The following is an 11,054-nucleotide window of genomic DNA, read 5'->3' as shown; positions in this document are numbered from 1 at the left end:
TTCACCAGGGCTTCACTCGCTTGTAGTGAGCTGTTCGCCTTGGCGACGGATTCTTACTCTATATCAGTCGAGACAGCTACGCAAGTTCATTCTTTGTGATCTGAACCACGTTGCGATCGATTTGATCTGGAGTAGATAGCTCTCGCTCGTTACCTCGCTGAGAGCAACGATGAAAACTCTATACCGAATCGCCAGGAGTTTGCAAGCCGTTTTCTAAATCTTTTTCTGCGCGTTCTGGCTCTTTTGCTACCCGCCACACAAGCACCGCAGCAAGTGGCACAAGAACCACAAGTGACCACACGCCAAGAACAGATGCAGTTACACCGTTGAAGGCTGTGTCGGCAGGCCAGAACAGCAGAGTGATTCCGGCAGCCGCATTAAACAGTCCATGGACAAGCGCGGGAACCCAAATAGATCCCGTGGCTCCGTACAGGTATGCGAACCATGCACCTAAACCAATGCATGAAGCCGTCATGAGCGCCACACCGGGCAGCCCAAACAGGCCAAAGTTATAGCCCGCCATAATCAATGGAGCATGCCATAGGCCCCAGATCGCTCCACCGACCACTACGGCCCAGGCAAATCCCAATCGTTGCGTCAAAGCAGGGTACAAGTATCCGCGCCAACCCAGCTCCTCGCCTGCTGAAGGCAAAGCGTTGAAGATTGCACCTACAGGAATCATGGCGAACTGCATAATTAAGAACAGTGCCAACGGCATACCCAGCGCTGACGCTGATTGGTGGGCAAGAGTATGTCCATTGGCCGGCCATACTGGTGTGGCGATCGTAATGACAAGTGCAATAAGCAGGGTCACGGCCAGCGTGGCTACAAGCCCTAAAAGAAGTCGACGCACGTATGGCCAGTTCCCTGCTGCACGTGGCCTAAAACCGGGCACGCGCACCGGACGCCCTGCCCCCAGCATCGGAAACACACGTGAGAATTTCACACCGCTGACCATGAGTGTGATCACTGCAGCAATGCCAGGCGTAAACAACATGACAACACCGCACACTTGCGCTATCAGACTCTGTGTGAACAGTTCACCTTCTGTGGGCATGGGCCCAGACCCCGGCTCCCCCATTTCTTTAACGGCGGGAAGTGAGGGAGACAGGTCGCTTCCCATCAACCAGATGGGAAGCGTCACAAGCCAAGCGAGGCCCAACGCCAGAACAACGTACAGCCCTATGGCCTTTCCGTTTACCGGAAGGGCCGGAGAACGGTCGTTCAACGTTGTCACCGCAGGCATGCTACTGCAAGCGTCTTCTTTCCACGTCGCAAAAGTGCTACTGCGTGATCGCCAGCGGGCAGGAATTGGTCTGCGGTCATCACGTGGTCTTCAGATTCGACCTTGACGTTGTTGATGTACGCGCCACCCTGTTGAATGGCTTTGCGTACTTCGCCCTTTGACTTAAGTTGACCGGTCTGTGCGAACGCATCCACGAACAGGTCAACGACGTTAACCCCGGCTGCCAGCGCGGCGGAATCGATGTCGGTCCCTGGAAGGGCCGAGGTGGCACCGGCGATCGTAGGTTCGTCGAGTTCGGTGAGTTCCCCGCGTCCGAACAGAGCGTCGGCTGCGGCAAAGGCCTGGTCCGTGGCTTCTTTTCCGTGGACGAGTTCCGTGACGTCCCGTGCGAGTGTTTTTTGCACGAGTCGCGTGTGGGGCGCTTCTTTGAACTGTTCGATGATGTCGTTGATTTCATCGAGTTCACGAAGCGAGAACACTTTGAGGTAGCCCGGAGCGTCAGCGTCGGCAGTGTTGAGCCAGAACTGGCTAAATGCGTATGGGCTGGTCAGCGTTGGGTCGAGCCACACAGTTCCGGTTTCGGTTTTTCCGAACTTGGTTCCGTCGGCTTTTGTGATGAGTTTGATGGACATCGCGTGGACGCTGGTCCGTTCGACGCGACGAATGAGATCAGCCCCACTTGTCAGGTTGCCCCACTGGTCGGACCCACCGGTTTGGAGGGTGATTCCGTAGCGGCGGTAGAGCTCGAGGTAGTCGTTTCCTTGGAGTAGCTGGTAGGCGAACTCGGTGAACGAAATTCCCGCGTCCGAATTCAACCGTGCAGACACCGCTTCTTTTGCCAGCATGCGGTTCACTGAGAAGTGTTTACCTACGTCGCGCAGGAAGTCGAGCACGCTGATGTCGCCGGTCCAGTCGTAGTTGTTGACCATGGTGGCGGCGTTGGGGCCCTCGAAGTCGAGGAACGGCTGAATTTGGGCGCGGATTTTTTCCACCCATCCTTCAACGACGTCACGCGGGTTAAGTGATCGTTCGGACGTCATTCGAGGGTCACCGATCAGCCCGGTTGCCCCACCCACCAGCATGTAAGGCGTGTGGCCGGCTGCCTGTAGGCGCCTGGCAACAAGGATCTGGACAAGGTTACCCATGTGCAGGCTGGGAGCCGTTGGGTCGAAGCCCACATAAAATTTCAGTGACTCTTCTGACAGTGCTTTGTGCAAAGCATCTTCGTCAGTCGTCTGAGCGACAAGCTCACGTTTGACTAGGTCACTAAAAATGTCCACGGGTTACCTTTCCTATTTCCTTGTGTCATTCTGCATGACAGTGCTCAGTGTAGACCAGCTGCTCCGCCCGAGGTGGTTGCCCCGAATTCTCGGAGGCGCGCCAGTTCCGCCCGGGCGTTGGAAAGTTGCTGTTCAACAGCCGACTGAGCTGTGCCACCTTTGGCGTTGCGCGAGTTGATCGACCCCAGGGTGGTCAGCACACTACGCACGTCCGAGGTGTAGTGCTCAGAAATACCTGCGTAGTCCTCATCGCTTAAGTCCCACAGTTCTACGCCACGGGATTCGGCCAGTTTCACTGCGGCACCTGACAGTTCGTGTGCCACGCGGAATGGAACTCCTTGACGCACCAACCATTCGGCGACGTCGGTGGCAAGTGCGAACCCGCGCGGGGCCAAGTGCGCCATGCGTTCAGTGTCGAACTTTAGGGTGGCGACCATTCCGGTGAAGGCTGGAAGCAGAAGTGTGAGTGTGTCGACTTGGTCGAACACAGGTTCTTTGTCTTCCTGCAAGTCCCGGTTGTATGCCAGAGGCTGAGCCTTGAGCGTGGCCAAAAGCCCTGTGAGGTCACCGATGAGACGACCGGCTTTTCCTCGTGCGAGCTCTGCCACGTCCGGATTCTTTTTCTGGGGCATGATCGAAGATCCAGTGGAGAATCGGTCGTCGAGTTTGACGAAACCAAACTCTGCGGTTGCCCACACAATGATTTCTTCACTCAGACGCGACAGGTCCACCCCGATCATGGCCGCACAGAAAGCGAATTCTGCGAAGATGTCGCGGCTGGCGGTTCCGTCGATCGAGTTTTCGACTGAATCGCTGAATCCAAGCTCAGTGGCCACAGCTTGCGGGTTAAGTCCCAGCGACGAGCCTGCAAGCGCACCCGAACCGTACGCGGATACGTCTGCGCGTTTGTCGAAGTCGATCAGACGGTCAACGTCACGCATGAGTGGCCACGCGTGGGCCAACAGCTGGTGTGCCAGCAGAACAGGCTGCGCGTGCTGCAGGTGCGTACGTCCCGGCATAGGTGCATCGATGTGAGCGTGAGCCTGTTCAATCAGGGCCTCAACCGTGTCCAACACAAGGGAGGCGATAATGCGTGCCGAGTCGCGCAGGTACATACGCCCCATCGTGGCGATTTGGTCGTTGCGCGAACGCCCGGCACGCAATTTTCCGCCTAGTTGCTGACCGGCAATCTGGAGAAGACCATTTTCCAGCGCGGAGTGGACGTCTTCATCACCTTCGTCGGGCACGAACTCCCCGGAGTTCACGCGCGCTTCCAGTTCGTCCAGTGCACTGAGCATTCCGCGCAGTTCGTCCTCGTCCAGAAGCCCGGCTGCGTGCAGAACGCGTGCGTGAGCTCGTGAGCCAGCGAGGTCGTAGCTGGCGAGTCGCCAGTCAAAGTCCGTGGACTTTGACAGTTTTGCTAGTGCGTCGTCGGGGCCGTCTGCGAAGCGTCCACCCCACAGGCTGATGCCGGTCATAGTTCTCCTTAGTGTGAGTAGCCCAAGCGCTGGTTACGTGCGGTGGCCTGCTTGGATGACAGACCGTAAATGTCGATGAAACCGCGCGCTGCTGACTGGTCGAAGGACTGGCCTTCATCGTAGGTGGCCAGATTGAAGTCATACAGAGTGTTTTCTGAACGACGACCGGTGACGGTTGCGCGTCCGCCGTGCAAGATCATGCGGATGTCACCGGATACGTGTTCCTGAGTGTCGTCAATGAACGCGTCGAGGCTGCCCTTGAGTTCTGAGAACCACTGGCCGTCGTACACGAGTTCGGTCCAGCGCTGGTCAACCGTGCGCTTGAAGCGTGCCTGTTCGCGTTCCAAGGTGATGTTTTCGAGCTCTTGGTGAGCAGCGATCAGGGTCATGGCACCGGGAGCTTCGTACACTTCGCGGCTCTTAATTCCAACCAGGCGGTCTTCGACAATGTCGATACGCCCGATTCCCTGGCGTCCAGCACGCTCGTTGAGCTGCATGATCGCTTCGAGCGGTGTCACGGCGTTGCCGTCGATGGCCACCGGGATTCCCTTTTCGAAGGTGATGATGAGTTCATCAGCTGGTGGTGGGAACGCAGGGTCGTTGGTGTAGTCGTAGACGTCCTTGGTGGGGCCGTTCCAGATGTCTTCGAGGAACCCAGTTTCCACCGCGCGTCCCCACACGTTCTGGTCGATCGAGAACGGGTTGTTCTTGGTGGTCACAATTGGCAGTTCGTTGCGTTCTGCGTACTCGATAGCAGCTTCACGCGTCAGGGCCAGGTCACGCACGGGTGCGATGGTCTTGAGTTCAGGAGCAAGCGAGGTAATAGCTACTTCGAAGCGCACCTGGTCGTTACCTTTACCGGTGCACCCGTGGGATACCGTCGATGCGCCAAACTGCTTGGCTGCTGCCACCAGGTGCTTGGCGATCACGGGGCGTGAAAGCGCAGACACGTTTGGGTATGCACCCATGTACAGCGTGTTGGCCTTGAGCCCTGGCATGCAGTATTCGTTTGCGAATTCGTCACGCGCATCAGCGACGTAGGCCTCAACGGCACCACAGTCCAACGCACGCTGACGGATCGTATCCAGGGCTTCGCCACCCTGGCCCACATCCACGGCCATCGCAACGACCTCGGCGCCGGTAGCTTCCTGGATCCACCCGATAGCCACGGACGTGTCCAAGCCGCCCGAATATGCAAGAACAATACGTTCAGTCATGTATACTCCTTGTCTTCCGCGCCAGCCAGGCAAATGAACTGGTTGGCAATGTCTTTTCCACCTTGTGGGTCTGCTGAAATGATGAGAACTGTGTCGTCGCCGGCGATCGTGCCGATGATTTCGGGAATCACCGAATGGTCAATCGTAGACGCGAGAAACTGTGCTGCACCCGGTGGGGTGCGGAGCACTGCAAGGTTCGCCGACCATGTGGCCGACACCAGCAATTCTTCTAAGTGCCGCTGAAGCTTCGCGTGCAGGACATGCCCCTTGACTCCTTGTTCAAGAGAGCGGTCGCCCCCTTCACCAGGAACAGCGTATGCGCTTCCTTCCGCCGTGCGCACCTTGATGGCGCCCAGCTCCACCAGATCGCGTGACAGGGTCGCCTGGGTGACCGCGATTCCGGTACCGGCCAGAAGCTCGATGAGTTCAGTCTGCGAGCGCACGTGGTTGCGTCGAATGATGTCGATCAGCAGTGCGTGCCTGGCTGCTTTTGTTCCGGGAATCGCATTCGCGACGCTGCTGGTTTCGTTTGTGTCACTGGCCCCGTTTTTACTCACGCGCCACTCCCCTGTGCGCCACTCCCCTGCGACTGAGCCATGAGCCATGCCATGAGGGCCTTTTGTGCGTGTAGACGGTTTTCGGCTTCGTCAAAGACGACGGACTGGGGGCCGTCGATGACCTCGGCGGTCACTTCAAAGCCACGGTAGGCGGGCAAGCAGTGCATGAAGATGGGGTTATCGCCCAAATCCATGAGCTCCTGTGTGACGGTGTAGGGGGTGAAGGGTGACTGGGCGTCGTTGCGCCCGTGGGCGTCTTGCCCCATGGATACCCACGTGTCGGTGACCAGGATGTTGGCGCCCGAGGCGGCTTCCCGTGCGTCTGTTGTGACAGTGACGCTGCCGCCGGTTTGGGTGGCAAGTTCGCGTGCTTCGGAAAGGACGTGGGGGGCTGGGCGGTAGCCCTCTGGGGCGGCGATGCGCACGTGCATTCCCGCGTTGACGCAGGCCAGTACGTACGAGTGGGCCATGTTGTTGGCACCGTCTCCAAAGTAGCTCAAAGTCAGACCGGCGAGCCCGTTGCCTTCGCCGGTTGACCTGTGTTCGCGGATGGTGAGCAGGTCTGCCAGCAGTTGGCACGGGTGGTAGTCGTCGCACAGCGCGTTGATGACGGGCACTGTGGAGTTCTGCGCCATCTTTTGGAGTCCTTCGTGGGCGAAGGTGCGCCACACGATTGTGGAGGTCATGGACGACATGACGCGCGCCGTGTCTTCAATGGTTTCTTTGTGCCCAATCTGGGATTCGCCGGGGTTGATGATGAGTGGTTGGCCGCCCAAGGCTGCGACACCTGCGGCAAAGGACACGCGTGTGCGGGTCGAGGTCTTGTCGAAGATGACCGCAACTGTCTGTGGCCCCGCGTACGGCTTGAGCGAGTACGGGTTGGCTTTGAGTTCAGCCGCCAGGTCGAGTACTTCGTTGAGTTCTGCCGGGCTGAGGTCGGTGTCTTTGAGGAAGTGTCTGGTCATGCGATGTCCTGAAGAATCTGTGGAATCGAGTGGATGAACTCATCGATCTGGCTACTAGTCACAATAAGTGGTGGCGCGATGCGGACTCGCTCCGGGGTCGCCGGGTTGACGATGATGCCGTGTGTGAGCGCCGAGGCGGCGAAGGCTTTCGCTCCCCCGGCAGGTTCGAATGACAGCAGGAGGCCACTGCCCCGAACGCCGGTGATGCCGTCAAGGTTTTCGAGGCTGTTACGCAGGTGTTCGCCGGTTTGGCGCACGTGTTCTAGCAGTCCGTCGCGCTCGATGACGTTGAGAACGGCGAGTCCGGCCGCAGTTGCGACGGGGTTGCCACTGTAGGTGGAGCCGTGTTCGCCGGGTGCCAGGAGTTTCGTCACGTCCGCCCCGAATGTGAGGGTCGCGGCCAGTGGGATTCCTCCGCCAATGCCTTTAGCCGAAGTCACCACGTCGGGCACGATCCCTTCCCCAATGTCTGGGTTCTGGAAGGCGTACCAGTATCCGGTGCGTGCAATTCCGGTTTGGACTTCGTCAAGGATGAGAAGCGCTCCCGCCGCCGAGGTGGCTTCCCGTGCCGCTGTCAGGTACCCGGCCGGGTGGGGACGGACGCCTGCTTCACCTTGGATGGGTTCGATGATGACGGCTGCGCAGGTGTCATCGATAGCGTTCGTGAGCGCGTCAATGTCGCCGTGCGGAACGTGCTCGACTCCTGGGAGGAGCGGGTCGAAAGGTTCACGGTAGGCGGGTTTGTGGGTCACGGAAAGGGATCCCAGGGTGCGCCCGTGGAATCCGCCTTCGACGGCCACGATTTTGGTGCGTCCGGTTTTGCGTGCGATTTTCAGGGCCGCTTCGTTGGCTTCTGATCCGGAGTTGGAGAAGTACACTGACGAGCCTTCAGGTGCGTTCGCTACCTTGAGCAGTGCGTGTGCAAGCTCGATCTGCGGATCCGACGCGAAGTAGTTGGAGACGTGCCCAAGTGTGAGCATTTGGTTGCTCACGGCTTTCACCAGGTCAGGGTGGGCGTGGCCTAAGGAGTTGACCGCAATTCCAGCTAAGAAATCCAGGTACTTCTTACCTTCGGAGTCCCACACGTAGGCACCGTTACCGCGCTCCAGCTTGAGCTGAGGCTTACCCAGGGCGGGCAGGATTGCGTTGCTGTGTTCGTCTTGCCAGGTCATGCGTCGCCTCCTAACACCATGGTTCCAATTCCTTCGTCGGTAAAGACTTCGAGAAGGACCGAGTGGGCGGTACGTCCGTCGACAACGTGAACTTGGTTCACACCCGCATCAACCGCTTCAAGAGCGGCCGTCATTTTGGGGATCATGCCTGAATCGAGCGACGGCAAGAGCTCACGGAGCTCTTGCGCCGTGATTTCGCTGATGAGGCTGTCGGTGTCGGGCCAGTTGGCGTACAGGCCCGGAACATCGGTGAGCATGATGAACTTGTCAGCCTTCATGTGCTTAGCAATCGCGGCGGCCGCCAGGTCAGCGTTAGTGTTCAGTGGCATTCCAGGTTCACCACCAAGTTCAGCCGCAATTGAGCACACGACAGGCACTCGTCCCTGGTCCAAAAGCTCATTGAGCACTTGCGTGTTGACCGCTTCGATGTTGCCCACGCGCCCAAGTTCGGCACGTTCGACGGGGCTTGCCAACAGCAGGTCGGCGTCTTCTCCGGACAGCCCCACGGCTGCGTCTCCGTTTTGGTTGATGCGTGAAACAATGTCGCGGTTGACCTGCCCAGCCAGCACCATACGGGTGACGGTTGCCGCCTCGGGACTGGTTACCCGCTGCCCGTCGACAAACTCGCTAGGAATGCCCAGCCTATCCAGCATTGCCCCAATTTGCGGGCCGCCCCCGTGGACCACAACGGGACGGATCCCAGCGAACCGCAAGAAGGCCACGTCGTCTGCGAACGACTGTTGGAGTTCGTGGGAAATCATGGCGTTGCCACCGTATTTGATGACGATGGTGGCGCCGGAAAACTTCTTGATCCACGGCAGAGCCTCGGTGAGTGTTGAGGCTTTGATCTGCGCGCGGGCCACGCGCTGAGCGGGTGAAAGTTGTGTCATGACGAGTATGCGCTGTTCTCTTCGACGTACTGGTGGGTGAGGTCGTTGGTCCACACGGTGGCCCGGTGGTCGCCTGCGTTGAGGTTGATGTCCACGGTCACGTCACGGGTGAACACGACGGTTTCGGGGTCGGCGTGCGGGCCGGATGCCACGCAGACGGGAACTCCGTTGACCGTCACGTCGATGTTGGCTGGGTCGAATTCGGCCGAGGTGGTTCCCACCTGCGCCACGATCCGTCCCCAGTTGGGGTCCTCACCGAAGATGGCGGTTTTGAACAGGTTCGAGCGGGACACGGCCCGGGAGACTTCCACGGCGTCGGATTCGCTGGCCGCTCCCGAGGTGGTAATCGCGATGTTGTGCGCGGCACCTTCCGCGTCGCTCATGAGTTGGCGGGCCAGATCTTGGCAGGCCTCGGTAAGTGCCTGCGTGAATGCGTCCAGATCAGGGTGGACACCGCTGGCCCCGGAGCTCATGAGGACCACGGTGTCGTTGGTGGACATGCACGCGTCGGAGTCGAGCCTGTCGAAGCTGCGGGCGGTTGCGTGACGCAGTGCGGTGTCGAGTTCTTCAGGTGTCAGTTGAGCGTCGGTGGTGAGGACCACGAGCATGGTGGCGAGCGCAGGCGCCAGCATTCCAGCACCCTTTGCGATTCCACCGATAGTGCAGTCTCCCACGGACACTTCGACGTTCTTGGGAACGGTGTCGGTGGTCATGATTGCCCGGGCGGCGTCTTCTCCCCCGGTTGCACTCAGCGCGTTGATCGCGGGCGTGATTCCACCCAGCAACGTGTCGCGCCACGTCTGGTCCCCCACCCCAATCAGGCCGGTTGAACAGACGACGATATCGCTGGCCGTCACGGGTTCGTTGCCGGTCGCTGTCAGGCCGGCAGCGACCTCGGCGGCGGTCATCTCAGTGGTTTCATACCCGAACTGGCCGGTGAAGCAGTTGGCGCCCCCGGAGTTGAGGACTACGGCGCGTGCCCCGCCACCTGCGGTGACTTTCTGGGAGAACAGAACCGGGTTAGCCTTGCACCGGTTGGACGTGTACACCGCGGCCACTGCGTGCTGGGGGCCGTCGTTGACGACGAGAGCCAGATCTGGCTGACCACTGGGTTTGAGTCCTGCGGTGACTCCGGATGCGCGGAATCCGCGTGGTGAAGTTACGGTCACGGTGCCACTCCTTGCTGTGTGAGGCCGGTTGTTTCGTCCAGGCCCAATGCCAGGTTCATGCTTTGGATCGCCTGCCCTGCTGTGCCGCGGACCAGGTTGTCGAGCGCGCACACGACGACTGCGGTTCCTGCGCGTTCGTCCACTGCCGCCTGGAGGTGCGCGGTGTGGGCGCCTGCCGTGGCCGAGGTGGTTGGCCACTGATCGTGAGGCAGGACGGTCACGAAGGGTTCGGCTTCATATGCCTTGGCCAGGGCTTCGCTGATCTGGCTTGCCGAGGCGTGGGTGGGCGCGGACACGGTTGCCAGGATCCCGCGGGCCATGGGTACCAGTGTTGGGGTGAACGTGATGCGCGTGGTGGATTGCGCGACGTCTTCGCCAATCACGTGGGCGAGGTTCTGTTCAATTTCGGGAATGTGGCGGTGGGCGCCACCTACCGCGTAGGGGCTCGCGTTGCCCAGGATTTCGCCGGCCAGCAGGTGTGGCTTGAGGGCTTTTCCTGCCCCGGAGACTCCGTTGGCCAGAACCGCGGTGAGGGCCGTGTGGTCGATGAGACCGGCTTTGACCAGTGGTTGTATGGCTAGCGTGATTGCTGTGACGTTACAGCCGGGGACCGCGATCCGGCGGGCCTGGGTAAGGAGTTCACGCTGGGTGGGCCCTTGGGCGCGGAGAAGTTCAGGGAGACCGTACGTCCAGGTTCCTTGGTGTTCGGACTTGTAGTACGCCTCCCAGGCTTCAGCTAGCTCGAGACGGTGGTCCGCAGCAAGGTCCAGGATGAGGGTGTCTGGTGAGAGTTTTCCCAGCTCAGCAGCGATTTTCCCGCTGGCCCCGTGCGGGAGTGCCAGAACAACGACGTCATGGCCGGCAAGCACCTGAGCGGTCGATGGCTGGATCACCATATGCGCGTAGTCGCGCAGGTGGGGCTGGTGGCTTCCAAGGAGTGAACCGGCAGTAGAATGACCACAGACTGTTGTTACGTTTGCACATGGGTGTGCCGAAAGCAGTCTCAGCATTTCGCCACCGGCATACCCGGTCGCACCGGAGACGGCGACGGAATAAGTCTTCATATGAATAACTATACAT

The 11,054-nt window shown here is 59.6% G+C and carries 10 protein-coding genes; all 10 read right to left on the bottom strand.

What is annotated here, in order from left to right:
- Positions 1 to 178: 178 nt before the first annotated feature.
- The 10 genes from HMPREF0183_RS05570 to argC are packed head-to-tail and all read right to left on the bottom strand — an operon-like array spanning position 179 to position 11,038.
- Positions 179 to 1,237, bottom strand: coding sequence for a CPBP family intramembrane glutamic endopeptidase (locus HMPREF0183_RS05570; RefSeq protein ID WP_169309663.1), 1,059 nt, complete (start codon positions 1,235 to 1,237; stop codon positions 179 to 181).
- Positions 1,234 to 2,526: a tyrosine--tRNA ligase gene (gene tyrS / locus HMPREF0183_RS05565; protein ID WP_005883725.1), complete on the bottom strand. Its 1,293-nt coding sequence runs from the start codon at positions 2,524 to 2,526 to the stop codon at positions 1,234 to 1,236. Before tyrS ends, HMPREF0183_RS05570 begins: the two co-directional genes overlap by 4 nt.
- A gap of 44 nt (positions 2,527 to 2,570) precedes the next feature.
- Positions 2,571 to 4,004, bottom strand: coding sequence for an argininosuccinate lyase (argH, locus tag HMPREF0183_RS05560; RefSeq protein WP_005883722.1), 1,434 nt, complete (start codon positions 4,002 to 4,004; stop codon positions 2,571 to 2,573).
- Between the two features lie 8 nt (positions 4,005 to 4,012).
- The gene (locus HMPREF0183_RS05555) at positions 4,013 to 5,221 is read right to left on the bottom strand and encodes an argininosuccinate synthase (RefSeq protein WP_005883719.1); all 1,209 of its coding nucleotides are present in this window, start codon (positions 5,219 to 5,221) and stop codon (positions 4,013 to 4,015) included.
- Positions 5,218 to 5,778, bottom strand: a complete 561-nt coding sequence (locus HMPREF0183_RS05550) for an arginine repressor (RefSeq protein WP_005883717.1) — start codon at positions 5,776 to 5,778, stop codon at positions 5,218 to 5,220. Before HMPREF0183_RS05550 ends, HMPREF0183_RS05555 begins: the two co-directional genes overlap by 4 nt.
- On the bottom strand, positions 5,775 to 6,743 hold the full coding sequence (gene argF, locus HMPREF0183_RS05545) for an ornithine carbamoyltransferase (RefSeq protein WP_005883715.1): 969 nt from the start codon (positions 6,741 to 6,743) through the stop codon (positions 5,775 to 5,777). The genes HMPREF0183_RS05550 and argF overlap by 4 nt, the downstream gene beginning before the upstream one ends.
- Positions 6,740 to 7,915 carry an acetylornithine transaminase gene (locus HMPREF0183_RS05540; protein WP_005883713.1) on the bottom strand — a complete coding sequence of 392 codons (1,176 nt, stop codon included), beginning with the start codon at positions 7,913 to 7,915 and terminating at the stop codon, positions 6,740 to 6,742. Before HMPREF0183_RS05540 ends, argF begins: the two co-directional genes overlap by 4 nt.
- Positions 7,912 to 8,805: an acetylglutamate kinase gene (gene argB / locus HMPREF0183_RS05535; RefSeq protein WP_005883711.1), complete on the bottom strand. Its 894-nt coding sequence runs from the start codon at positions 8,803 to 8,805 to the stop codon at positions 7,912 to 7,914. The genes HMPREF0183_RS05540 and argB overlap by 4 nt, the downstream gene beginning before the upstream one ends.
- Positions 8,802 to 9,974 carry a bifunctional glutamate N-acetyltransferase/amino-acid acetyltransferase ArgJ gene (gene argJ / locus HMPREF0183_RS05530; protein ID WP_005883709.1) on the bottom strand — a complete coding sequence of 391 codons (1,173 nt, stop codon included), beginning with the start codon at positions 9,972 to 9,974 and terminating at the stop codon, positions 8,802 to 8,804. Before argJ ends, argB begins: the two co-directional genes overlap by 4 nt.
- Positions 9,971 to 11,038 (bottom strand): N-acetyl-gamma-glutamyl-phosphate reductase, encoded by a 1,068-nt coding sequence (argC, locus tag HMPREF0183_RS05525; RefSeq protein WP_040348214.1) that lies wholly within the window; start codon positions 11,036 to 11,038, stop codon positions 9,971 to 9,973. The genes argJ and argC overlap by 4 nt, the downstream gene beginning before the upstream one ends.
- Positions 11,039 to 11,054 lie beyond the last annotated feature (16 nt).

Origin of the sequence: Brevibacterium mcbrellneri ATCC 49030, assembly GCF_000178455.1 — a bacterium.
Lineage (GTDB): Bacteria > Actinomycetota > Actinomycetes > Actinomycetales > Brevibacteriaceae > Brevibacterium > Brevibacterium mcbrellneri.
The sequence above is the reverse complement of the archived record's forward strand: the minus strand, read 5'-3'. Positions and strand labels throughout refer to the sequence as shown.

Excerpts from the sequence above, each read along its gene's own strand:
- argH (WP_005883722.1), bottom strand. The coding sequence starts at position 4,004 with ATGACCGGCATCAGCCTGTGGGGTGGACGCTTCGCAGACGGCCCCGAC.
- HMPREF0183_RS05555 (WP_005883719.1), bottom strand. The coding sequence starts at position 5,221 with ATGACTGAACGTATTGTTCTTGCATATTCGGGCGGCTTGGACACGTCC.
- argF (WP_005883715.1), bottom strand. The coding sequence starts at position 6,743 with ATGACCAGACACTTCCTCAAAGACACCGACCTCAGCCCGGCAGAACTC.
- HMPREF0183_RS05540 (WP_005883713.1), bottom strand. The coding sequence starts at position 7,915 with ATGACCTGGCAAGACGAACACAGCAACGCAATCCTGCCCGCCCTGGGT.
- argB (WP_005883711.1), bottom strand. The coding sequence starts at position 8,805 with ATGACACAACTTTCACCCGCTCAGCGCGTGGCCCGCGCGCAGATCAAA.
- argC (WP_040348214.1), bottom strand. The coding sequence starts at position 11,038 with ATGAAGACTTATTCCGTCGCCGTCTCCGGTGCGACCGGGTATGCCGGT.